This window comes from Rhodococcus sp. 5A-K4, assembly GCF_046097995.1.
GTDB classification, from domain to species: Bacteria; Actinomycetota; Actinomycetes; order Mycobacteriales; family Mycobacteriaceae; genus Rhodococcus_F; species Rhodococcus_F erythropolis.
On record NZ_JBJURM010000035.1, the window covers coordinates 18,315 to 40,140 of the forward strand.

The window sequence follows — 21,826 nt, forward strand, 5'->3', positions numbered from 1 at the left end:
CCGATCTCGAGCAACACAGTGGTGGCCGAGGCCGTTCGGCTTCGGCCACCACGACCACCCTTACCCCTAGGGGTAAACTGGAGTTTCATCGAACGAAGGACTGAACGACATGACCGGTGACACCGAAAGCATCGCATTGGTATTGAACCGTTTGCGGCGTGCGCAGGGTCAGCTCGCAGGAGTGATCTCGATGATCGAGAGCGGCCGGGACTGCAAGGACGTCGTCACGCAACTGGCCGCGGTATCGAAGGCTCTCGACCGGGCAGGCTTCAAGATCGTCGCCACCGGACTCCGTGAGTGCATCACCGGAGCGGAAACAGGGGAGAAGATGACCGAGGCCGAGCTCGAGAAGCTCTTTCTCGCCCTCGCCTGACAACGGTCCGATCACCCCCGCATCGATGCACGGGGGTGATCGGAGCGAGGCAGGGTAGCCGGTTCGAGGTGGGGTGATCGGGCCCGCGACGTGTCAGCCCCTGTGCGCTGGACCGGGCTGCTCGTCCGGGCGGGTGAACACCACACGTGCCCAGAGAACAGTGGAGAGCAACGCGGCCACCGCACCCAGATACAGGCCTGTCGATGGGCCTGCGAACGTCTGCGTCGGTGCCAGTGACTGACGCGCCCAGATCGCAAGCACACCGAAGACTGTGGTGACGCCATTGCCCGCCAATGCCAGAGCGGCCCATCGAAACCGCCGAACCAGACGCGCGATCGAGGCCACCGCAGCGGTGAACGTGACGCTGAATGCGGTGAACAGCGTCGCCAAAACCCCGGCTGATTCCGCGTCGGCGTGTGCGGTGCGTAGAAGAACGTCGTATCCATGGGCGCCGCCGGTGTGTGGAAGCACCACGCCGAGCACGGCCGCCGACACCAGAACGAGCAGATACGGCGTGATCCGGGTGACCACGACCTCCGGTATCACGCGGCGTTCTATGGCCTCGAACACCGACCGGTAGTGGCTCAGGTCGCCCTCGCGGTCGTAACTGTGCGGCGGTCGACCGTTCACGCTCGGCCGGTGAGAATGGCATTCCAATACAACGCCGGCAGTCCGCGTCTCTTGAGGAACCACATGTCGCGGCGTTCGCGGGTGGTGTCGATCAGCGGTATCGAGGGGGCCGGCTGCATCGTGTAGTCGAACTCGGCCAGAAGCATCGTCTTGCGAGAGGTGGTCAAGGGGCAGGAGGCGTACCCGCCGTACTGTGCGGTCAGTGGACGGCCGGCGATGCTCGCCTGCAGGTTCTCGGCGACCACGGGTGCTTGCTTGCGGATGGCGGCACCGGTCTTGGAGTTCGGTGACGATCCGGCGTCACCGAGGGCGAAGACGTTGTCGAATCGACTGTGCCGCAGTGTGTTCTTGTCGATCTGGACGTATCCGGCTGGATTCTCGGGGTCCGCTATGGGGCTGGCCTTGATCCAGTCCGGTGCGGATTGGCGCGGTACGACGTGGAGCAGGTCGTAGGGTAGCTCGTCGGTGGTACCTGCGCTGTTATCAGTGATCGTCACCGATCGGCCGTCCGGGTCGACGGCGGTGACTTCGCTGTTCTTGCGCACCTCGATGCCGTAGCGCGCCACGACTCGTTCGAGCTCCTCGGCGAACACCGGTACCCCGAACATTCCGGGTGTGGGTAGGACGAGGACAACTCGGATGGCGTCGAGCACGCCCTGCTCTCGCCAGTAGTCGGCCGCGAGGTACGCGATCTTCTGCGGGGCACCCGCGCATTTGATGGGGCCGGACGGCATCGTGAACACTGCGGTGCCCGACCGCATCTTCTGAATCATCTGCCACGTCTTGGGTGCGAGATCGTAGCGGTAGTTGCTCGAGACCTGCGGGGTGTCGATCGATTCGGCCATACCGGGCACGGAGTCCCAGTCGAGCTGGATGCCGGGGCACACCACCAGGTGGTCGTAATGGATCGTAGTTCCCGAGGAGGTGCTGACCGTCTGGGCATCCGGGTCGACCCCCTCGGCGCGATCCTTGATCCAGCCGACGCCCTGGGGCATCACCGACGCCTCGCTACGCGCACTTTCCGCGGCCGGGGCGCGGCCTCCACCGACGAGCGTCCACAAAGGTTGGTAGTAGTGGGTCTCTGCCGGCTCGATGATGCCGATGTCGGTCATTCCTGCTCGCCGCAGACGTGCCGCGAGCGAAATACCGGCGTTGCCTCCGCCGATGATCGCGACTTTGTGGTCGATGGTGTGCGCGGACATGTGGTCCTCCTGTTCGAGACACGAGCTCGGTGAGCTGTCTCGATTTCGGTTGGTGCCGGGGTGGTTCAGCTCGACGTCGGTGTGGGCGCGAGCCGTGTGGTCACGACATTGGTGGTCATTGAGGCCAGGTGCACTGCATCCACAGCAGTCGTGCTGGAAGGTCATTCCGGCGTTCGAGCAGGTGGTGCAAGGACACGTGCCGAGGTGTACGGACGCCCTCTCCCTTGATTGATCGTACGGATGTACGTACATTATGGATAAGGCTAGTCGCCGATTCCGACAAACGCCACACTCGGGACGAATCAAATTTCCTCGTCCGCCCCGAGTCGGCGAGTGCCGGACGGCCGAGGAGGACGTGATGGTCGGCAACCGCTGCGGTGTCGCTGTGAGTGGTTGCGCCGCGCTGGATCGGTCGGTTGCGATGCCCCTGGTCGCCCAGTGGAATGCCGCCCATTCCACCTCCACCTTGTGAGATCGGGACCGTGCCTCGCCGCACAGGACCTCCTGAAAATACCCCACGGGGTACCATGAATTTTGACGCCCCTACGAACGCCACCACGATCGACAAGGAGATTTGAATGCTTCTCGAACGCATCTACGACGAAGACCTCGCCCAAGCCGGATACTTCATCGGCTGCCAGGCCAAGGGGGAGGCAGTGGTGGTCGACGCCCGCCGCGACATCGGTGTGTACCTGGACCTGGCCGCTCGGCATGGCATGACCATCACCGCCGTGACCGAGACCCACATCCATGCCGACTACCTGTCCGGCACTCGCGAGCTTGCGAAGGCCACCGGGGCGGTCACCTACGTCTCAGGAGAGGGCGGCGACGACTGGCAGTACGGCTTCGAGGCCGAACGCCTCCACGATGGCGACACGCTGGCTCTGGGTAACATCACCGTGCAAGCCGTTCACACGCCCGGTCATACTCCGGAGCACCTCTCGTTCCTGGTGACCGACGGTGCCTTCGCCGATGCTCCGGGATACATGTTGACGGGCGACTTCGTCTTTGCCGGCGATCTCGGCCGACCGGACCTACTCGACGAAGCTGCAGACGGTGTCGACACCCGTTTCGAGGGTGCCAAACAGATCTTCCGCAGTCTGAAGCGATCATTTGTCACGCAGCCGGACCATATCCAGGTCTTTCCGGGTCACGGTTCGGGCAGTGCCTGCGGAAAAGCTCTCGGTGCGCTCCCGTCGACCAGCGTCGGCTACGAACGTCGCTTCGCTTGGTGGGCCGGGTATGTCGAGCGCGACGACGAGCAGGGCTTCGTCGATGAGATGCTCGACGGCCAACCGGATGCACACGCCTACTTCGGCCGGATGAAGCGTCAGAACAAGCAGGGCCCGGTCGTTCTCGGGCCACTCTCTCCGCTGCACGAGTACGACTCCACCGAATTGGCACGCGCTCTCGATTCCGACGAGGTCGTCCTCCTCGACACCCGCGGCCACGATGAGGTGCACGCCGGCGCTGTCCCCGGAGCGCTCAACATCCCCGGCGTCGGCAAGGCAGCCTCGTTCGGTGCCTGGGTCTACGACCCCGAGCGAGAGGACACTCCACTGGTGGTGCTCGCCGAGGACCGCACTGTCGCCGACGAGCTCCGTGATCACCTGCTGCGGGTCGGCATCGATACGGTGACCGGGTACGTCACAAGTCTACGAGGCCTCCCCATGACGACGCCCGAGACGATCGGTGCGGACGAGCTGGATTCGTTCGACTCGGCAATGGTGCTGGACGTGCGCAACAAAACCGAACACGCCGACGGCCACATACCTGGCTCCGACCAGCTCAGCGGCGGCCGATTGCTGTGGAACCTCGACGGACTGCCCACGGGCGGTCCGATCGTGACCTATTGCCAGAGCGGCGTCCGTAACGCGGTCGCAGCCAGCGCCCTGCGCCGCGCCGGCTACCGAGTCGTCGAACTCGAGGGCAGCTACGCCGCCTGGGCCGAGCGCAAGCTCGAAACAGTCTGATCGAACACGCCCGAATCGGAGGCGGTCGTGCTGTCCGCCGCCGGTTCGGTCCTGTGCTCGCCCAGCCGGCTCGCCGCGCCACCTGCGGTAGAGCAGACCCCGGGCGACACTCCCGATCCGGCACCGACTGGCCTGATCCGGGACCGACTGGGAAGTGACGTGATGCCGCGTCGCTACGCCGACGGATTCGCCAGGTTCGGCGCGATCTCCACCAGGAGCTCGTTCGCGCTCGGCGAGAACTTTCTCGATGCGAGGGTCGTCTCGTTGCGTGTCGACGACGCTGACGGATGGTCCGTCGTGGACGGGGGAGCTGCGGCACCCGAGGTTCTCGGTGAAGATCGCTTCGACGCGTACAGAGCATCACACCCGCCCGTACGGATGTACGTACATTTGTTGTACAGTGGCCTCGAGGGGGCCAGCAGCAGGCGGCTCGAATTCGGATTCCGACACAGATCGACAGGAGGGCCTCTGATGGTTGAACCAGATCGCAGTGCCGCGCTCGACCGCTCCAGTGCGATGCCGCTGTGGGCGCAACTGCATGCCGATCTGGTCCGCCGAATCGGTGACGACGAATTCGCCGGCTCCGAGTTCCCGGGCGAGCATGCGTTGACGACGAGCTACGGCGTCAGCCGTCACACCACCCGCGAGGCCCTGCGGCACCTGCGGAACGAAGGAATCTTGATTGCAGAGCGCGGTCGGCCTTCTCGACTGGCCGGTCCGCCGGTGATCGAGCAACCTCTCGGTGCGCTCTACAGTCTCTTCGCTGCCGTGGAAGCCACGGGTGTTGCTCAGCACAGCGTGGTGCGTGCACTCGAACTGCGGACCGACCCCGCGGTCGCTGTCACTCTGCAGGTCGGTCCCAAGGCTCCGCTGCTCTACCTGGAGCGCATCCGTATGGCAGGGGCCATGCCGTTGGCGCTCGACTATGCCTGGTTGCCGGGGGATCTGGCACGCGACCTCCTGGATGCGGACTTCACTCACACGGCTCTGTACATCGAGCTCGAGCAACGCTGCGGCATCCGCCTCACCGGTGGCCGCGAGGACGTCACTGCCGTCGTCCCGGATCGGGAGGATGCGGCAGCACTCGAACTCGATTCGAAGACCGCCGCGCTGTCGATCCGCCGCTTGGGTTGCATGAATTCCCGGCCGGTGGAGTTGCGGCACACAGTGGTTCGAGGAGATCGGTTCACCGTCTCGGCCACGTTCTCACCGAGCGAGGGCTATCGCTTCGTGCCGGCCACGCCGCTGCACGCCCTGTAAGCACCCACTGATCCAAGGAGCGTTGTTCATGACTGGAGCACCACCGGAAGCCGATCCGGCCGCTGCACACGCACTGATCGCCGAATCGGGAGCCATCCTGATCGATGTCCGCGAGGACGACGAATGGGCAGCCGGCCACGCCCCGGACGCCGTCCATGTACGCCTCGGCGATCTCGATCCTGCTGCCTACCCTCCTGAGCAGAAATTGGTCGTGGTGTGCCGCTCGGGCGCTCGGTCGAGCACAGCTGTCGCGGCCCTCACCGATGCCGGTCGCGCAGCGCACAATCTGTCGGGCGGAATGAAAGCGTGGCACGAAGACGGCCGCCCTGTGGTCCGTGATGACGGCACCCCCGGCGCAGTGATCTGACATGGTCGCCACCCTCGCGATCGCAGTTGCCGCAGGGATTCTCATCGGGCTCTCCCTCGGCGCACTCGGTGGTGGGGGATCGATACTGACTGTTCCTGCCCTGGTGTATCTCCTTGCGGTCGAACCGCAATCGGCAACGAGCGCCTCGTTGATCATCGTCGGAATCACCTCGATCATCGCGGCCATCAGCCATGCGCGAGCACGGCACGTTCGGTGGCGGGCAGCGGCAGTGTTCGGAATTCTGGGCTCGGTCACCGCCTTCGGCGGGTCGATCCTCAACCGATCGGTCGACCCGCAGATCTTGCTGCTCGCGTTCGCGGCACTGATGATCGTCGCCGCCGGTGCGATGCTGCGCCGCACCCGGCGCGGACACGATGCCGACCTACCGACACCGGACCCGGCCGAGACCGCGGGAACACGCCTGAGCGCCGTCGCGGTCGCCACGAAGCCCACGAAAGTGAAGATCACCGCGTCGCAGGTAGTCAAGCTGGTCGCGTCCGCGCTCGTCGTCGGCTTCCTCACCGGATTTCTGGGAGTAGGCGGCGGCTTCCTCATCGTCCCCGCTCTGGTTCTGGCACTGGGCTATTCGATGCCCGTCGCGGTCGGAACGTCACTGGTGATCATCTCCATCACCAGCGCGGGAGCCTTCACCGAACGCCTCGGCACGGGTGCCACCATCCCGTGGGAGATCGTCGTACCGTTCACCCTCGCGGCAATCGCAGGCTCGTTCGCAGGAAAAGTCATCAGCGACAAAGTCACTGCCACCACACTCACCCGTAGCTTCGCAGCCCTGTTGCTCGCCGTGGCCGTCTACGTCACCGTCCAGGCCTCCATGGCCCTGTAACGCACATCGTTGTGCATCACAGCCTATTTCTGCGCACGCAAATGCGGCGCATCGCACACCTGGATCGAGGAGATCGTCGATGACCGCACTGATTCCCCGCCCTGAGGCGGCCAGGCCGTATCCGGCGCGTAGTGAACCCAAGGGCTGGACACTGCTGCAGTTGGTGACCACCACCGATCACAAGACGATCGGCAAGATGTATCTGGTCACCTCGTTCGGTCTGTTCCTCATCGGCGGGTTGATGGCGTTGTTGATGCGATCCGAACTGGCTGTGCCGGGATTGCAGTTCCTGTCCAACGAGCAGTACAACCAGCTCTTCACCATGCACGGCACGATCATGCTGTTGCTCTACGCAGTCCCGGTGGCGTACGGATTCGCCAATTACATTCTGCCGCTACAGATCGGCGCACCCGACGTAGCGTTCCCGCGCCTCAACGCGTTCGCGTACTGGCTGTATGTCTTCGGGTCGCTGATCGTGCTCGCCGGGTTCATCACTCCGGGAGGTGCCGCGGACTTCGGATGGACCGCCTACACCCCACTGACGAGCGCACTGCATTCCCCCGGTGTCGGTGCCGACCTGTGGGTACTGGGTCTGATCCTGTCCGGCTTGGGCACGATCTTGGGTGCGGTCAACTTCATCACCACCGTGGTGTGCCTGCGCGCACCCGGCATGACGATGTTCCGGATGCCGATCTTCACCTGGAACATACTCGTGACCTCGGTGCTGGTACTGCTGGCGTTCCCGACCTTCGCGGCCGCGTTGGCCGGGCTGGCCTTCGATCGACACTTCGGTGGTCACGTGTTCGACCCGGCGACCGGGGGAGCGGTGCTCTGGCAGCACCTGTTCTGGTTCTTCGGCCATCCCGAGGTCTACATCGTCGCGCTCCCGTTCTTCGGCATCGTCTCCGAAATCTTCCCGGTCTTCAGCCGCAAACCCATCTTCGGCTACAAGGGCCTGATCTTCGCCACCCTCGGCATCGCAGCGCTCTCGATCACGGTGTGGGCGCACCACATGTACGCCACCGGAGCTGTTCTGCTGCCGTTCTTTTCGTTCATGTCCTTCCTCATCGCCGTGCCGACCGGGGTGAAGTTGTTCAACTGGATCGGCACCATGTGGCGAGGACAGGTCACCCTGGAAACCCCGATGCTGTTCAGCATCGGGGTTTCTGATCACGTTCCTGTTCGGCGGACTGACCGGTGTGCTGCTGGCCAGCCCCCCGATCGATTTCCACGTCACCGACACCTACTTCGTGGTGGCGCACTTCCACTACGTGCTGTTCGGGACCATCGTCTTCGCCACCTACGCCGGGGTGTACTTCTGGTTTCCCAAGATCACCGGACGCATGCTCGACGAACGCCTCGGCAAGTGGCACTTCTGGACGACGTTCGTCGGCTTCCACATGACGTTCCTGGTTCAGCACTGGCTCGGCAACGAAGGGATGCCGCGCCGCTACGCCGATTACCTGCCCTCCGACGGATTCACCACCCTGAACCTGATCTCCTCGATCGGAGCGTTCATCCTCGGACTGTCCACGCTGCCGTTCGTGTGGAATGTGTTCAAGTCCTACCGATACGGCGAGGTCGCGACCGTCGACGATCCCTGGGGCTACGGCAATTCCCTCGAATGGGCCACCACCTGCCCACCGCCCCGCCACAATTTCACCGAACTACCCCGGATCCGCTCCGAGCGGCCGGCGTTCGAGCTGCACTACCCTCACATGGTCGAACGTATGCGCACCGAAGCCCATGTCGGGCTGACGGGCCACACCGCCGACGTGCGGGCGCCGTCCGAAATCATCGCCGACGGCGTCGAAGAGGGCACCGCCAGCGGGACCTCAGGGGAGAGTCGGTGACGGGCACGCGGAGACTGCGCTCGACGGGTGCCGCTGTCCTGGTACCGGGGCGGGTGTCGTACGCGATAGCGGTCGCCATGGGGTTCTATGTGCTCGCGCTGATCCTGGTGTTCACATTCCTCGTCCCTCGACTCTCTCCCGGGTCAGCGACCGCTGTCACCGCTGCCGTGGTGGCCGGCTTCGCGGTGCTGCTGATGGCGGCGATGATGTTCGCAGCCCGCACGCCGCTGCATCCCGCAGCAGTGTCTCCGGTCCGCGACACGGCGGCGGACCGAGAGGACGACATCGTCGAAGGGTGGGCGGTGGTCCTGGAATCCGACGTCGATTCACGGCGGGTGGAACTGGAAGTGACGGTGCCCGGGGCCGGAACGTACCGGTGCGATGTGCGTGCAGAACGGTCGATCGTCCGCGCACTGGGACCGGTGCCACCATTTCGGTGTGGGTCGACCCGCAGCACCGTCGGTCGTTGACCTTGGTCGGGGTCGGTCCGAGCATCGACGATGCGTCCGGGAACGGGCGTTGCTGATCGAGCAACCTCGCCCGCACCCCGCGCGGCGGCGAAAGCCACTCCACGGTCGCAGACGTCGATCACGACCACCCTCCGTTGCCCGCCGGACGGCTGGCTGTGCTGGTGATCGACGTGAGTGTGCCTGCGCGACATCGATTCTCCCGCGACGAAGCCCCAGCTTGCTGGCGATGGCACGTGTGGTCGTGGTGTTGCACCTGATCGGGTGGGGACTGTTCGTTCACTAGGATGCGGACCTGCGCATGCACGGTCCGACCGGTCGACGCCGCGACGGGCGAGACCACGAAGACCGGGACCGTGACAACCGAGATCGCGAAGAAATACGACTCGGGTCGCAGCCCTGGCAGGACCAGGGCTGCGGACCGCGATCTACTTTTTGGAGAACATGCGGGAGAACAATCCCGGTGACTTCGGATCGGAGTCGTGCCCCTTGCAGCGATTGGACGCCGGAACGCCCCGCATCACCTGATCGACGTGTTGACCACATCCCGCCCACGTCGTTTTTCCGCATTTCTTGCACGTGACAGCCCTGCACATGAGTCTCTCCCTCGGTCGACGAATCACGCCCCAATATACCCTATGGGGTATCCGATTGAGGGTGTCGGGGGTGATCGGTCCTCGCGGCGGGCAGGGGTCCGCCCAAGCGGGCGACGTCGTAGACGAACTGTTCGGGTACCGCGCTGGTCCACGGCCGCAGGCCGAGTGCGGTCTTGATACCGATCAGGGCCTGTGCGATGGGTGGGCACCGGCGACACTGCCGCAGGTGCGCATCGATGCGGGCCGAGGCGTCGACATCGAGACGCCCGTCCAGGTAGTCCGATGCCGCGGCGAGTGTGCGCCTGCATGCCTGGGAGTCGTTTCGCGGGTGTGCGGGACCGTCGTCGAGGGCGCGTAGCAGCTTCACCCGTGCGCGGTGGATGCGCTTGTACACCGCCGCGGTGGTGAGCGCGCCGACCGCACCGATCTGTGTCGCCGTCCAGCCCTCGCCGTCGTGTAATGCCAGGACCATTCGATCCTCGACGGTCAACGTCGCCAGCGCCGCTCGCACCGTGGACCGATCGCTCAGCGCCTGCGCCACCGTCTCGGGATGCTCGAGGTCGCTGATCGGTCCATCGATCTCGCCCGTGCCCGACGGTTCGGTGCGCTGATTCTCCGCGCGTGCGGCCACATCGCGGGCACGATTGATCGCGATTCGATACAGCCACGTCGTGAGCGCCGATTCGGATCGAAACGTTCTCCGGTTGCGCCACGCGCGTTCGAGGACGTCCTGCACCAGATCGTCGGTATCGGCCGGTGATCGTGTCATCGCGGCTGCGAAGCGACGAAGAGTCGTGCCCTGGTCGATCAGATCGCGCGCGAAGCGCTCGTCGTATGCCGCGCTGTCGAGGTCGGGGCTGGGCTGTTCGCGCGAGGAGCCATGGATTGGTCCACTTCGTCGTTCTCGCCCGTCCAACAGTGAAAGTCCCTCTACAGAACTGGAATCATCATGTCGTTCGTCGAATTCATGCGCAGTACTGCCGGACGCGCACTGCGCATCGTGGTGGGAATAGCTCTGATCGTGGTCGCCGTCGTGCTCGGCGGTGTCGGGGGCATCGTGGTGGGAGTGATCGGCGGTGTCTTCGTGCTGACTGGGGTGATCAACGTGTGTCTGCTCGGCCCGTTGTTCTCCGTCGATCTTCGAGGTCGACCCAAGACGTCCTGAACGGGGTGCGCGGGCGGGCAGCTCAGAAATGGGGGATCACCTTGAACGCGGTGTACCCGTCGTTGCTCTGGGCCAATGCGACACCGTTCGAGGTCACTGCTGTCGGCGCCGCACTCGGTGATGTGCCGGTGACGCGGCCGGAGGTCGCATCGATGGCGGTCACCCCCGAGTCCGACGCGCCGTAGACGATGCCGCCGACCAGAGCGAAGCGGTCGGCACCGGGAAATTGATCGGCGGTGAAACCTCGGGTGCCGTACTGCTCGAACAGGACAGCGATTCCGTCGTCGGTGAGGTCTGCGGTGGTGATCATCGTCGCCCCGCTACTGCTGTCGGCGGTCACCACCATCGGACTGCGGCTACCGCTGATCCATCGGATCTCGGCATCGGAGAGGCGATAGACCGCCTGGATCGGTTCGGGACGGGTCGGGATCGTCCATGCCACGACCACTGCATTGCCGGCGGTAGCGACGAATCGTGCGCTCCCGGGGATCGCTGCGGGGGGCGGGGTGAGAGTGTCGGTGGACCAGGCGATGTTGCCGGTATCGGCGGTCACGACATGCGCTGTGTCGCCGTCGACGGTGACCGCGTATCCACCGGATTCGGAGACCGCACCCGCCAGGTCGGTGCGGTGTCCGTCGGTTTCCGAGACGGCGGCGACAGCCACGGGCGCATCCGTTTGCGAGCAGTCGGCGTCGATCAGCAGCCCGGCCCCGGTCAGGCAGCCTGCAGTGGAGACCGGACCCCATACGAGGTCGCCGGTGCGGGTATCGCGGGCGGTCATCGTGGCCGGTGCCCCCGAACCGGAATCATCGATGTCCTCGGTGATCAACAGCTCACGGTTGTGTGTGCTGGTGACCGCGAACTCGTCGCGATCGGCGGGTACGTCCACGCCGAATCGTGGTGTGCCGGCGTCGTCGAGTACCTGCACCCGGTGCGAACCGGATGCGTCCGAGGAGTCGACGACTCCGACGAACCCGTCCTCGACGATGTGAGGCTGCGACAGGAACGGGATCGACCACAGGGCCGTGTCTCCGAAGCCGCCGGCGGCGCGGACGGCGACGACGGGTGCGCCGCCGGATCGGTGCCCGTGACGTCTCGAGCAGGCGAGGAACTGCACCCCGACACCAGCGCGACTGCGCACAGTGCAACGGTCCCGATCACCGCCCCCGCTCTGCCGATGCGGTGCGCACCCATCTATGTGGTGGTGCTGTCTCCGCCGAGTGCCATGATTGCGCTCTGCAGCAGTGCAGTGGCCCGGTCGGCGACCTCGGCCAGGCCCGCTGCATCCGAGAGCCCCACCATCACCTGGGGGTTCATCGCTTCGACGATGGTGCTGCCGCCGTCGGCTCGCACCACCACGTTGCACGGCAGCAGCAACCCCACCTGCCGATCGGTGTCGATCGCAGCCTTCGCCAACTGCGGATTGCAGGCTCCGAGAATGACGTAGCGTTCGATGTCTGCGTCGATCTTGCTCTTCAACGTCGACTGCATGTCGATCTCGGTGAGCACTCCGAACCCCTGTTCGGCGAGTGCCTCACGGGTTGCATCGACAGTTTCCTCGAACGGCATGTCCACTCGGGTACCGATGGCCAATTCGGTCATAGTTCGTTCGGTTCCTTTCGATCGATGGGGGTGGTGGTCACTCACAGTGGTCCGCGTGGGTCCACCGATACTCGATCATGCCGCGCAGGACGCTGCGGTGCAGTCACGCTTGCGCCATCGCACGATCACGGCAGCGGTCAACATCGTCAGTGATACCCCCGCCAGGAACGGCTGGATCGGGGCCCATAGTCCCAGGGCACCCGAGGTGCCGAGCGCAAGCAGCACCAGCTTGTTGCACACCGGACATCCGACGGCGAAGAAGGTCAATGCGACACCGAGGGCGGCGGGTGTGCCGGTCCGCTCGACCCGCGCGGGTTTGTCGATCCCGAACCACAGTGCGGTCAACAGGGCCGTGGCCAGCAGAACCGGAAGCTCCCATGCCCGCACCGGCACTTCACGGCCGAAGACGGGCGTGTCGATGATGTCGGTGGGAATGCCGACCACCAACACGGTGATCACACCGGCGACAGTGCCGCGTGCCGCCCGCATCCCCCAACGCCGGTACCGAGAGAACTGGGCAACCACCTCGTCATCGGAACGGCCTGCGGTTTCGACGTCGAGGCGGTCGGACGTGGCGGGCTCGGTCATCAGCGAGGATCTCCTACGGGTTGTAGTTGTGTGAGTAGGGTGACACTGTGAGGCTATACCCAGATGGGTATCGCTGCCAGTATTGCCGACTGCCGAAAGGTATTGCATGACTTCGACATCTCGCTCCACTCGCCGACGCGACCTTGTGCTCCTGGCCATCGCCGTGGTGGTGGCGGCCGTGCTCGTGGGAGCTCTCGTGCTCGGAACGACAGGTGACGGCGAGCAGTCGGAGGCGGCACCGGACGCCGGGTCGAGCAGCGTGAGCGGCCCGCCGGCGATGGGACCGCTCGGCGATCTGGCGCACCGCGAGCCCGATGATCCGATGGCCCTCGGCGACGTCGAGGCCCCGGTGGTGATGATCGCCTTCTCGGACTTTCGGTGTCCGTTCTGCGCCCAGTTCAGCCGGGAAACCGAGCCGCAGCTGATCGATCGATACGTCGATACCGGCACCCTGCGCATCGAATGGCGAGATCTACCCATTTTCGGGCAACAATCATTCGATGCTGCCCGGGCCGGACGCGCGGCCGCCGCCCAGGGCAAGTTCTGGGAGTTCACCCGCGCCGTCTACGCCGATGCACCCGAGACCGGTCACGCGGACCTGACACTGGAGACGCTGCAAAGCTACGCGCAACAGGCCGGGGTACCGGATCTGGCTCGGTTCACCGCCGACGCCACCGGCACCGCATTCGATGCCGCGATCACCGCCGACTCCACCGAAGCGCAGTCGCTGGGTATCCCGGCCACTCCGGCGTTCTCGATCAACGGTGATCCGGTTCTGGGCGCACAACCGTTCTCGGAATTCGTCGATCTGATCGACACCGCAGCCGGCGCGTAGGGCGGCCCGCGATGTCGCAGATCGGACTTCTCGGAGCATTTCTCGGCGGGCTCCTGGCACTTCTCAGTCCATGCTCGGCCCTGCTGCTCCCTTCCTTCTTCGCGTACGCCTTCGACGGGGCCGGCAAGCTCGCCGGCCGCACCGGGATCTTCTACCTCGGGCTGGCAGCGGTCCTGGTGCCCCTCGGTGCCGGAGTCGGTGCCATCGGCTCGGCGATCACCCGGTATCGCGAGGTCACCACCATGATCGGCGGCGTGGTCATCATCGCACTCGGAGTGATGATCATCGTCGGTCGCGGCTTCGCGCTGGGGTCCGCTCAGAGAGCAGCCGCGCGCATCGACGTCTCCTCCACCGGATCGGTCTTCGCCCTCGGCGCGGTCTACGGGCTCGCAGGGTTCTGCTCGGGACCCCTGCTCGGCGCGGTCCTGACCGTTGCCGTCGCCGGCGGTCAGGCCGCATACGGCGGAGTGCTCATGGCACTCTACGCAGCGGGGATGGTGATACCCCTGTTCGTGCTGGCGCTGGTATGGGACCGATTCTCGCTCGGATCACGAACGTGGTTGCGCGGCAAGGAAATCAGCATAGGACCGCTGAAGACGCATACCACGTCTCTGATATCGGGGGTACTTTTCATCGGTATCGGAGTGCTGTTCCTGCTCACGGAGGGCACAGCGAACCTCGGCGGCGTCATGGGGGTCGACAGTCAGTACTCGCTGCAGGTCTGGATCAGCGATGTGGCCGACGCGGTACCGAACACCGCAGTACTACTGATCGCAGTGCTGATGATCATCGCAGTCCTGACGGTGCGCATCGTCCGTGGTCGAGGCCGTGACACCGCAGCCGAGTCCTCCGAGCTCGGTGAACGCGAGAACCGAACGCCCTGAGACGATGTGCCTACGACACTGGAGCGGGGATGTGATGTCAGGCGTAGAGCTGTGACCACCCATCTCGCTGACGTCGAGCGAGATGGAGCACTACAGCGGGAACCACTTCGACACCCATCAGCAGATCGTCGTCACCGAGCCCTCTGCCCTCCAGACTGTTGCGGCATGCTTTCACCGTGATGGAGGCCGAATCGATCAACGCCCGCATCTCCAGGGAAATATCCGAACAGCGCAGGGCCGCATCGAGACCCGGTCCGAAGCACACGACTTCGATCGTCACCGGCTCGGTCGCAGCATCGAGAAGGTTGTGGATCGCCCGCACCACCACGGTGGGTGTGGTGTTGACGGCGAACACCACACGCAGGGGAGTCGGATGATCGGTCACGTGAAAGTTCCGCTCTTCAGATCACGGTGAGCTGCGGCGCCCCACGGCTGTGCATGGAGAAGAACATCGATGGCCCGACCCTCGCCGACAGGGCGGACCAGATGTTCCAGCTCGTGGACCTGCAATCCGCTCGCGGCGCGGGCGAGGTCGTCGATGGCGGGCAGGATCGACGGATCCGGCGGGCCCCCGACTCCGTGAGTGAAGTTATCGAGCGCATGACCGAGATACAACAGCCGTCCACCCGGTGCGAGCCAACTTCCTGCACCGGCAATGACGGCAACCAACTCGTCGACCGGTAGATGCAGGAAAGCCGATGGCCACCAGATCCACCGGGCCGGGCGGCTCCCAGGCCCGCACGTCGGCAACGGTGTAGTCGATCGACCGGTCCTCCCCGCCGCTGCGTGCGAGTTCGATTGCCACAGAAGAAAAATCGACAGCATTCACCGTCCACCCCGCGTCGCCCAACCATCGAGCGTGGCGCCCGTTCCCGCACCCCAGATCGACCGCCCGGCCAGGGGGCAGCTCCGCAAACCGCGCAGACAGGGCAGCCGCCGGGGCCGACCCCCACGGATGCTCGACGCTGCTGTACCGAGCATCCCAGTCCGACGAATTCACTGATTCACGCCTTTCCACCGCTGACCACCGCAGGGTCGGACAACCCCACGCGTCGACGAAGCTGTGACTCACTGCACTGTACCCCGGGGGGTAACAGCGCGAACGAGTGCCCTGGTCAGGGCTGCGCGGTCAACCGCAGATAAGGCTTCAAGGTTCGATATCCGGGGAACCGTGTTGTTGCCTCGTCGTCGGAAACGCCCAGTCCGATGATCACGTCTTGACCCGGCTGCCAATCGGCGGGCGTAGCCACTGGCTGACCGTAGGTCAGTTGCAAGCTGTCGATCGCGCGCAGAATTTCCGTGAAGTTGCGGCCGGTGGACATCGGGTAAGTGAGGATCAGCTGTACCGACTTGTCCGGGGCGATGACGAACACCGAACGTACGGTGGCCGCCGCGCTGGCGCTCGGGTGAATCATGTCGTAGAGCTCGGAGACTGCGCGATCGGTGTCTGCGATCATCGGGAAATTCACTGCTGTGCCTTGCGTTTGACCGACATCGCCTTCCCATGCCAGATGCGAATCCACCGAGTCCACAGAGAGGCCGAGTAGCTTGACTCCACGTCGGTCGAACTCAGGTTTCAGCCGCGCTGCCGCACCGAGTTCGGTTGTGCATACGGGCGTGAAGTCACCGGGGTGGGAGAACAGCATTCCCCACGAGTCTCCCAGCCATTCGTGGAAGGAGATCGTTCCTGTGGTCGTAGCGGCGGTGAAATCTGGAGCTGTATCGCCCAATCGAATACTCATCGGTGCATCCTCTCAATAATGGTAGATCCTAAATAATCGATCATCTATGATGGTACATGTGAAAGTCCCCTCGGAGTCGACGGATACTCGGTCAAAGACAGGGCAGGGCGTCACGGTGACCGGTCTGCCCGAACAAATCAAAGATCTGCTGTGGGAACGAATAGCCGATGGCACGTACCCGCCAGGAGATCGGTTGATCGAGACGCGGATCGCTCGTGAGCTCGGCGTGAGCCAAGGTCCCGTCCGTGAAGCTCTTCGGCAGTTGGCCGGAATGGGCCTGGTGGTCTTCGAAGCGCACCGCGGGTGCCGAGTCAGACGGGTCGACCAGGACGAGCTCGATGAGGTGTCAGTGGTGCGCGCCGCACTGGAAGAGACAGCAGCACGACTGGCAGCCGGTCGCGGCATGGCGGTGGACCGCATTGCCGATGAAGTCGACGGTATGCGCTCCGCCGCCGTCACCGCGAACCGTCGAGCATGGGTCGCGCACGCTATGGCATTCCATCGGCTCGTCGTCGCGGCCTCCGGCAACAGCACACTGCTGTCGACGTGGGAGCATCTGTCGATCGAAGGTCGAACCGCTCAACTCGTATTGGCACCAGGATTCGACATGGGTGCCAGCACGGAACAGCACCAAGTAATACTCGAAGCGCTCGGTGCGGGCGATGCCGAAAGGGCCGCTCGGCTGTCCCGCGAACACGAAGAGACCTTCATCCGCGGTGACCCCACGTCAGATTGAGCGGAAGGGCGCGACCACAACGACCGCAGCTGCCTCTGCTTCGCGGCCCGTCACCTATCCAAACGGCGTGGCCGGTTCGGTGGATTCGGACGTCAGGCGACGCTATGCGTGATCCACATCTAGCGTTGGTGACGGTGTATGAAACCCGTGCTCAGTTATGCGAAAAACCGAACGAACCCGAACCACGCCCCGGCGGTAAACGCGCCCAGTCACCGGATGATTCCGTAGCACTCGCTCACTCTGTGAATCGCACCGGCGAGTCCGGAGACTTACTGATTTGAGAACTCCGCAATTCGCGTAGTTCTGTGTTCACCGTAGTAGAACGCCTCGAGTTCGGCAGGAGGCACATCCCCACAATGCTCGTAGAGTCGCCGGTGGTTGAACCAGTCCACCCACTCCAACGTCGCGATCTCCACATGCTCGACCGTTCGCCACGGCCCACGAGGTTTGATCAACTCGGTCTTGTACAACCCGTTGATCGTCTCGGCGAGAGCATTGTCGTAACTCGACCCAGTCGCCCCGATCGAGGCATCGATACCCACCTCAATGAGCCTGTCGGTGAACGTAATTGACGTATATTGGGCGTATTCAACCGGTCGTCGCAACAGTGTGTTGTTGTGCAGATCGTAGCAATTCTTCGAATACCTCCGCGGGGGTGCGCCAATCAAGGATTCCTCGGGGGCGGTTGTTGATCACGTTCGCCACTGCGGTGATCTCCGCGGAATTCCATCGGGAAAGGTCGGTCCCCTTCGGAAAATACTGGCGTAGCAAACCGTTGAGATGCTCATTGCTGCCTCGCTGCCATGGGCTCTTGGCATCAGCGAAATATACTGGGACACCGGTCTGTTCGGTGAAGAGTGCGTGAGCTGAGAGTTCCTTGCCTCGATCCCATGTCAAAGACCGCCTGAGGGTTTTCGGTAGAGGGGTGACGGCCTTGGCCAGGGCGTCTTTCATGGTCAAGGCGCCGTAACCGGCCAGTGCTGGGCCGTTTTTCCTCGGGGGAATCATCCCGTATCCTTTTTGGCGAGGGAGATGGACGAGCACCGCGTAGCGGGAGGTGCGCTCGATCAATGTCGCTACCGCAGAACGCTTCAGTCCGATGATTAAGTCGCCCTCCCAGTGGCCGGCGAGTTTACGATCAGCGACCTCTTTCGGACGTTTAGCCAGCACGGTGTCTGCAGTGACATGAGCCCACGTTTGCTGGCGTGCACGCGATCTGGGCATTCGTTTGGTCCTGCCTCGCCGTAGATGCCAGGATTGCATTCGCTCCAACCCGCCACGGCTTTCGATGTAAAGAGCCTGGTAAATCGCCTCGGCTGAGATCCTCATCGATTCGTCATCGGGGAAATCGAGCGGCAGCCGTTTCGAGATCTGCTCGGGGCTCCACCCCGTCACCCACGCCCGATCTCCGCGATGGGGTTTGTTCTTCCCATCCCAAGACGGACCGTCAGGACCTACGACTTTCCCTGTGGTGGTGTGGACCTCACCGCTGAGCCTGTCCTGCACGTACTCACGCAATCGACCGTTGATGACCATTTTGGCGACCCTGGGCCTGCGAGCACGACGCTCGGCATGCCATTGAGCTGTCGATGCTTTGTACTCGAGTCGGTAGGTTCGCGTTGACGCGTTCCTGCGCAGCTCCCGCGAGATCGTCGACGGGCTGCGGCCCAGACGGCGAGCAATTTGTCGGACTCCTTCGCCTTGCGCACGCCAAAGCGCGATGTCCTCACGCTCGGACGAGGAGATGTACCGTCCAGAAACACTAGGGGGCAGTTGCGGATTCACTCCACCAGCATGCTTGAACCAACGATGAGCGACCGGCTCTGACACTCCGGCGGTAATCCCCGCGTCAACGGTTTTCGCTCCACCGGCGATCGCGATCCAGAAGCGAACCCGGTCTTCACGCCAGGCTATTGTCGGTCGCCCTGGTGAAGCGATCTGTCCTCGATATTCCCGGACTCGTTTCTGCCTCTCGATGGCTCTCATCGAACACCTCTATCGGGTAGGTGTTGCGACGACCGGTTGAATACGCCTTGCGACCCGCGGTCGTTGTGGTGAATGAGCCCGGCCAGTTCGGTAATCCCTTCTCGGCGTCGAGTCCAGATCGCGTGCTCGATCGCATCGAGTACCAACGGTGTCGCCATCGTCGTCGCAGTCCTCCAACCCAGAATCCGCCGTGAATACGCATCGATCACGAACGCGACGTACACCCAACCCGACCACGTCGAAACATAGGTAAAGTCGGCTACCCACAACACATTTGGCGCAACCGGGTTGAACTTTCGCTGCACCAGATCGTCCGCCCGACGGCCTTGTGGATCTGCGATAGTGGTCCGTTTCGCCTTGCCTCGACGTGCACCTTCGAGCCCGAGGACACCCATCAACCGTTCGACCGTGCACCGTGCCACGTCGATGCCTTCTCGACGCATTTCCAGCCACACCTTCCGGGCTCCGTAGACCGAATAATTCTCGGCATGTACACGGCTGACCGCGGCTTTGAGCTCTTCGTCGCGCAGAGCCCGCCGAGATGCGGAACGATTGCGCGCGTCGTAGTAGGTGGACGGCGCAATTGAGCAGCCATGCTCGCTGAGCACCCTGCACATCGGCTCGACGCCGTACTCACTCTTGTATCGGTTGATGAAGTCGATGATCACTTGTTGTTGCGGTCGAGCTCCGCTGCGAAGAAAACCGATGCCGAATTCAGGATCTCGTTGGCGCGCTTGAGTTCCCGATTCTCGGCTCGAAGTTTGCGCATCTCCGCTGCCATTTCGCTCGTCACACCGGGACGTTCGCCGGCGTCGGTCTGAGCTCTCCGGACCCAGTTGAGCAGCGTTTGCGCTGTTCCGATGCCGAGTTTGTCAGCGACGGATTCGACTGCGGCCCACTCGGACGGGTACTCGTGTTGGACTTCTGCGACCATCCGCACTGCCCGCTCACGCAGTTCGGGCGGGTACCTCTTGTTCGTTGCTGAGGACATGACTCCATCTTTCCCAAAGGATGAAGTCTCCGGAAACTCCGGTTCGATTCACTGATTCCGTTGTCGGCGAGAGGCTGCTCGCTTCGTTAGCGAGATTTGTGGACATCACTCTTTAAGCTATGTCGACTTAGTCGACCCTCTAGTGCAGTCCACTTCTGGCATAGTGCAGCCGTCTTCTGAAACTGACATCAGTCGCGCCCAGACGCCCGTTCTTAACCGTCCGGTATGACGACGGTCAAAACGAACACCCAAACCGGCAGGAGGGCGCTCATCGTGTTTCGGATAAGAAGTGATCGTTGATCTTCTTGTTGGTGGTGTGCGTATGTGACTCCGGAAGAGAAGTTGTGGAAGCGTCACGGCGCTCGGTGGCCGTAACAATGCTGGCTTTGCCGGATCGTCGATGTCCTCGACGTCGACGACACATCGACGACCGTCCTGCCTTACCTCGAACGCCGCGAAGCGCTCGTCAACCTCGGCCTTCAGCACCCACGCATCAAGGTCCCACCACACCAACAACGCGCAGGACGGCTGCGCTGAGTCGCCGTCCACTACAGCATGCTTGCTACGACACCGGGCTCTGCGGGTCCGCGACACTTTTTGTTCTGACCGACTGGCCCAGGTCTTCGGTTACCGCGTTCTGTGCTCGGCCGGAGTGGTTGATGCCGCGCCTATTCGGTGGGTGGTGAGGAAGTTGTCGACGAGTCGGGTGCAATCGTCGTGGTCGATGGTGCGCAGTCCGGTGAGGTGTGCGAAGACGATCGGGCCGAGGAGTTCGATGAGGGCGAAGGTGGTGTCGAGTTCGCCGAGCATGGCACGGGCGTCGGGGCTGGTGAGGATGTAGTCGAAGGGTTGGCGGTATTGCTCTATGATGCGGGCGCGTAGCGAGGTGATCGCGGCCGGATCGGGGCGGCGGGCGGGGTCGGTGTGGGCGTCGCCAAGGGACCCCATGGCCAGCCATGCCAGGGTGGTCATCTGTACTGGGGCCTGTTCGATGAGGTCGGATTCGGTGGTGAGCAGTGCGATCAGCCGCTCGCGCACGGGTCCGGTGCCGGAAGGGGTGTCGACGTGAGGGAGTAGCCGTTCGAAGGTTGCCGCGAGCAGGTGATTGGTGCTACCGAAGTGTCGGTATAGAGTCGCGCGCGCGACCCTCGACATGCGGGTGACGGCTTCGACAGTGACCGCTTCGACGCCACCGGTGGACAGCAGATGGGTGGCCGCATCGAGTAACCGGTTGCGTGAGCGTGCTAGCCGCGGATCGGCCTGCTCGTCGACTGCGGTGAGTGAGTCGGTCGTGGCGTGGTCCGGGGCGGTCATGGGAGCGCGCTCCTCCGATTCGTCTCGTTCAGCCCTGGGCGTATGTGTCGACTCTATCCCGAGCCCCCACCACTATGATACGAATGGTCTCGTACCGAGACTGTTGGTCTTTGAGTTGGGAGGCGCCGGTGGACACACCTGGGACGGGCGCTGTTGAGATCGACCGGTGGACCAGGGCCGAGTGGTGGATGCTGACGGTGTCGTGCCTGGCGGTGGCGCTGGTGGTCGCGGCCATGGCGGCGTTGTACTCGGCGTTGCCGCAGATCGCGGTCGAGACCGGGGCGACGCAAGCCCAGTTGACCTGGATCGTCGACGGTTACACGCTGGTGCTGGCGTGTCTTGTGCTGCCTGCCGGAGCAATCGGTGACCGTTACGGGCGTCGCGGTGTGCTGGTCACGGGGCTGCGGTATTCTCTCTC

General features: G+C 63.8%; 22 protein-coding genes, 4 pseudogenes and 1 other annotated feature. Of the genes and pseudogenes, 12 read left to right on the forward strand and 14 right to left on the reverse strand.

The annotated features are described in order from the left end of the window. Positions 1–109: 109 nt before the first annotated feature. Complete coding sequence (locus tag ACKAMS_RS29695; RefSeq protein WP_042925979.1) at positions 110–373, forward strand: metal-sensitive transcriptional regulator; 264 nt, start codon at positions 110–112, stop codon at positions 371–373. Between the two features lie 93 nt (positions 374–466). On the opposite strand, the gene ACKAMS_RS29700 is transcribed toward ACKAMS_RS29695, so the two are convergent. Together ACKAMS_RS29700 and ACKAMS_RS29705 are read right to left on the reverse strand one after the other, a co-directional pair. Next, positions 467–1,003: a hypothetical protein gene (locus ACKAMS_RS29700; protein WP_042925977.1), complete on the reverse strand. Its 537-nt coding sequence runs from the start codon at positions 1,001–1,003 to the stop codon at positions 467–469. Next, positions 1,000–2,205, reverse strand: a complete 1,206-nt coding sequence (locus tag ACKAMS_RS29705; protein ID WP_054186660.1) for an FAD/NAD(P)-binding oxidoreductase — start codon at positions 2,203–2,205, stop codon at positions 1,000–1,002. The genes ACKAMS_RS29700 and ACKAMS_RS29705 overlap by 4 nt, the downstream gene beginning before the upstream one ends. A 578-nt stretch (positions 2,206–2,783) precedes the next feature. Between ACKAMS_RS29705 and ACKAMS_RS29710 the strand changes: the two genes are divergently transcribed. From ACKAMS_RS29710 to ACKAMS_RS29735, 6 genes and pseudogenes are all read left to right on the forward strand, one after another. Then, positions 2,784–4,178, forward strand: a complete 1,395-nt coding sequence (locus ACKAMS_RS29710; protein WP_042925976.1) for an MBL fold metallo-hydrolase — start codon at positions 2,784–2,786, stop codon at positions 4,176–4,178. A 27-nt stretch (positions 4,179–4,205) separates the two neighbouring features. Continuing rightward, entirely contained in the window at positions 4,206–5,438 is a 1,233-nt protein-coding gene (locus ACKAMS_RS29715) for a GntR family transcriptional regulator (protein ID WP_231915860.1), read from the forward strand. A 28-nt stretch (positions 5,439–5,466) separates the two neighbouring features. Next, entirely contained in the window at positions 5,467–5,805 is a 339-nt protein-coding gene (locus ACKAMS_RS29720) for a rhodanese-like domain-containing protein (protein ID WP_042925975.1), read from the forward strand. Position 5,806: 1 nt separating this feature from the next. Then, positions 5,807–6,649 carry a sulfite exporter TauE/SafE family protein gene (locus ACKAMS_RS29725; protein ID WP_042925974.1) on the forward strand — a complete coding sequence of 281 codons (843 nt, stop codon included), beginning with the start codon at positions 5,807–5,809 and terminating at the stop codon, positions 6,647–6,649. A gap of 79 nt (positions 6,650–6,728) precedes the next feature. Beyond that, positions 6,729–8,502, forward strand: a pseudogene (ctaD, locus tag ACKAMS_RS29730) (cytochrome c oxidase subunit I). Next, on the forward strand, positions 8,499–8,972 hold the full coding sequence (locus tag ACKAMS_RS29735) for a hypothetical protein (protein ID WP_058228376.1): 474 nt from the start codon (positions 8,499–8,501) through the stop codon (positions 8,970–8,972). The pseudogene ctaD and the gene ACKAMS_RS29735 overlap by 4 nt, the downstream one beginning before the upstream one ends. A gap of 633 nt (positions 8,973–9,605) precedes the next feature. Here ACKAMS_RS29735 and ACKAMS_RS29740 read toward each other — a convergent pair. After that, positions 9,606–10,481: a sigma-70 family RNA polymerase sigma factor gene (locus ACKAMS_RS29740; protein WP_074447159.1), complete on the reverse strand. Its 876-nt coding sequence runs from the start codon at positions 10,479–10,481 to the stop codon at positions 9,606–9,608. Positions 10,482–10,514: 33 nt separating this feature from the next. Here ACKAMS_RS29740 and ACKAMS_RS29745 point away from each other — a divergent pair, with 33 nt between their 5' ends. Then, entirely contained in the window at positions 10,515–10,730 is a 216-nt protein-coding gene (locus tag ACKAMS_RS29745; protein WP_006898201.1) for a YgaP-like transmembrane domain, read from the forward strand. A gap of 22 nt (positions 10,731–10,752) precedes the next feature. Here the strand turns inward: ACKAMS_RS29745 and ACKAMS_RS29750 are convergent, their stop codons facing one another. From ACKAMS_RS29750 to ACKAMS_RS29760, 3 genes are all read right to left on the reverse strand, one after another. After that, positions 10,753–11,871 (reverse strand): hypothetical protein, encoded by a 1,119-nt coding sequence (locus ACKAMS_RS29750; RefSeq protein WP_231917489.1) that lies wholly within the window; start codon positions 11,869–11,871, stop codon positions 10,753–10,755. A gap of 53 nt (positions 11,872–11,924) precedes the next feature. Continuing rightward, positions 11,925–12,332: a DUF302 domain-containing protein gene (locus tag ACKAMS_RS29755; RefSeq protein ID WP_042925972.1), complete on the reverse strand. Its 408-nt coding sequence runs from the start codon at positions 12,330–12,332 to the stop codon at positions 11,925–11,927. A 75-nt stretch (positions 12,333–12,407) separates the two neighbouring features. Next, the gene (locus tag ACKAMS_RS29760; protein ID WP_042925971.1) at positions 12,408–12,920 is read right to left on the reverse strand and encodes a hypothetical protein; all 513 of its coding nucleotides are present in this window, start codon (positions 12,918–12,920) and stop codon (positions 12,408–12,410) included. A gap of 106 nt (positions 12,921–13,026) precedes the next feature. Here ACKAMS_RS29760 and ACKAMS_RS29765 point away from each other — a divergent pair, with 106 nt between their 5' ends. Together ACKAMS_RS29765 and ACKAMS_RS29770 are read left to right on the forward strand one after the other, a co-directional pair. Beyond that, positions 13,027–13,755, forward strand: coding sequence for a thioredoxin domain-containing protein (locus ACKAMS_RS29765; protein ID WP_042925970.1), 729 nt, complete (start codon positions 13,027–13,029; stop codon positions 13,753–13,755). Between the two features lie 11 nt (positions 13,756–13,766). Next, positions 13,767–14,639 (forward strand): cytochrome c biogenesis CcdA family protein, encoded by an 873-nt coding sequence (locus ACKAMS_RS29770; RefSeq protein ID WP_042925969.1) that lies wholly within the window; start codon positions 13,767–13,769, stop codon positions 14,637–14,639. A gap of 37 nt (positions 14,640–14,676) precedes the next feature. On the opposite strand, the gene ACKAMS_RS29775 is transcribed toward ACKAMS_RS29770, so the two are convergent. Genes ACKAMS_RS29775 through ACKAMS_RS29790 form a run of 4 tightly spaced genes read right to left on the reverse strand, consistent with a single transcriptional unit; the run spans position 14,677 to position 16,381 of the window. Continuing rightward, positions 14,677–15,024 carry a DsrE family protein gene (locus ACKAMS_RS29775; protein ID WP_042925967.1) on the reverse strand — a complete coding sequence of 116 codons (348 nt, stop codon included), beginning with the start codon at positions 15,022–15,024 and terminating at the stop codon, positions 14,677–14,679. Then, on the reverse strand, positions 15,021–15,254 hold the full coding sequence (locus tag ACKAMS_RS29780) for a hypothetical protein (protein ID WP_306670234.1): 234 nt from the start codon (positions 15,252–15,254) through the stop codon (positions 15,021–15,023). Before ACKAMS_RS29780 ends, ACKAMS_RS29775 begins: the two co-directional genes overlap by 4 nt. Next, on the reverse strand, positions 15,229–15,711 hold the full coding sequence (locus ACKAMS_RS29785; RefSeq protein WP_306670235.1) for a bifunctional 2-polyprenyl-6-hydroxyphenol methylase/3-demethylubiquinol 3-O-methyltransferase UbiG: 483 nt from the start codon (positions 15,709–15,711) through the stop codon (positions 15,229–15,231). Before ACKAMS_RS29785 ends, ACKAMS_RS29780 begins: the two co-directional genes overlap by 26 nt. Before the next feature lie 43 nt (positions 15,712–15,754). Further along, on the reverse strand, positions 15,755–16,381 hold the full coding sequence (locus ACKAMS_RS29790; RefSeq protein ID WP_042926436.1) for a peroxiredoxin: 627 nt from the start codon (positions 16,379–16,381) through the stop codon (positions 15,755–15,757). A 58-nt stretch (positions 16,382–16,439) separates the two neighbouring features. Here ACKAMS_RS29790 and ACKAMS_RS29795 point away from each other — a divergent pair, with 58 nt between their 5' ends. Beyond that, positions 16,440–17,117 carry a GntR family transcriptional regulator gene (locus tag ACKAMS_RS29795; RefSeq protein ID WP_167349920.1) on the forward strand — a complete coding sequence of 226 codons (678 nt, stop codon included), beginning with the start codon at positions 16,440–16,442 and terminating at the stop codon, positions 17,115–17,117. 269 nt (positions 17,118–17,386) lie between these two features. Here ACKAMS_RS29795 and ACKAMS_RS29800 read toward each other — a convergent pair. The 4 genes and pseudogenes from ACKAMS_RS29800 to ACKAMS_RS29815 all read right to left on the reverse strand — a co-directional run. Further along, positions 17,387–17,701 (reverse strand): annotated as a pseudogene (locus ACKAMS_RS29800) (integrase core domain-containing protein); the annotation flags it as partial. A gap of 4 nt (positions 17,702–17,705) precedes the next feature. Next, complete coding sequence (locus ACKAMS_RS29805; RefSeq protein ID WP_051649791.1) at positions 17,706–19,103, reverse strand: IS30 family transposase; 1,398 nt, start codon at positions 19,101–19,103, stop codon at positions 17,706–17,708. Further along, positions 19,103–20,094 (reverse strand): annotated as a pseudogene (locus ACKAMS_RS29810) (IS3 family transposase); the annotation flags it as partial. The pseudogene ACKAMS_RS29810 and the gene ACKAMS_RS29805, both read right to left, overlap by 1 nt. Next, positions 19,679–19,807, reverse strand: a sequence feature (AL1L pseudoknot). (Overlaps the previous pseudogene by 129 nt.) A 627-nt stretch (positions 20,095–20,721) precedes the next feature. Further along, positions 20,722–21,408 carry a TetR/AcrR family transcriptional regulator gene (locus tag ACKAMS_RS29815; RefSeq protein ID WP_042926433.1) on the reverse strand — a complete coding sequence of 229 codons (687 nt, stop codon included), beginning with the start codon at positions 21,406–21,408 and terminating at the stop codon, positions 20,722–20,724. Between the two features lie 128 nt (positions 21,409–21,536). Here ACKAMS_RS29815 and ACKAMS_RS29820 point away from each other — a divergent pair. Further along, positions 21,537–21,812 (forward strand): annotated as a pseudogene (locus ACKAMS_RS29820) (MFS transporter); the annotation flags it as partial. Positions 21,813–21,826: the final 14 nt, after the last annotated feature.

Excerpts from the sequence above, each read along its gene's own strand:
- ACKAMS_RS29805 (WP_051649791.1), bottom strand. The coding sequence starts at position 19,103 with ATGAGAGCCATCGAGAGGCAGAAACGAGTCCGGGAATATCGAGGACAG.
- ACKAMS_RS29705 (WP_054186660.1), bottom strand. The coding sequence starts at position 2,205 with ATGTCCGCGCACACCATCGACCACAAAGTCGCGATCATCGGCGGAGGC.
- ACKAMS_RS29765 (WP_042925970.1), top strand. The coding sequence starts at position 13,027 with ATGACTTCGACATCTCGCTCCACTCGCCGACGCGACCTTGTGCTCCTG.
- ACKAMS_RS29745 (WP_006898201.1), top strand. The coding sequence starts at position 10,515 with ATGTCGTTCGTCGAATTCATGCGCAGTACTGCCGGACGCGCACTGCGC.
- ACKAMS_RS29695 (WP_042925979.1), top strand. The coding sequence starts at position 110 with ATGACCGGTGACACCGAAAGCATCGCATTGGTATTGAACCGTTTGCGG.
- ACKAMS_RS29815 (WP_042926433.1), bottom strand. The coding sequence starts at position 21,408 with ATGACCGCCCCGGACCACGCCACGACCGACTCACTCACCGCAGTCGAC.
- ACKAMS_RS29725 (WP_042925974.1), top strand. The coding sequence starts at position 5,807 with ATGGTCGCCACCCTCGCGATCGCAGTTGCCGCAGGGATTCTCATCGGG.
- ACKAMS_RS29760 (WP_042925971.1), bottom strand. The coding sequence starts at position 12,920 with ATGACCGAGCCCGCCACGTCCGACCGCCTCGACGTCGAAACCGCAGGC.
- ACKAMS_RS29710 (WP_042925976.1), top strand. The coding sequence starts at position 2,784 with ATGCTTCTCGAACGCATCTACGACGAAGACCTCGCCCAAGCCGGATAC.
- ACKAMS_RS29720 (WP_042925975.1), top strand. The coding sequence starts at position 5,467 with ATGACTGGAGCACCACCGGAAGCCGATCCGGCCGCTGCACACGCACTG.
- ACKAMS_RS29790 (WP_042926436.1), bottom strand. The coding sequence starts at position 16,381 with ATGAGTATTCGATTGGGCGATACAGCTCCAGATTTCACCGCCGCTACG.
- ACKAMS_RS29755 (WP_042925972.1), bottom strand. The coding sequence starts at position 12,332 with ATGACCGAATTGGCCATCGGTACCCGAGTGGACATGCCGTTCGAGGAA.
- ACKAMS_RS29770 (WP_042925969.1), top strand. The coding sequence starts at position 13,767 with ATGTCGCAGATCGGACTTCTCGGAGCATTTCTCGGCGGGCTCCTGGCA.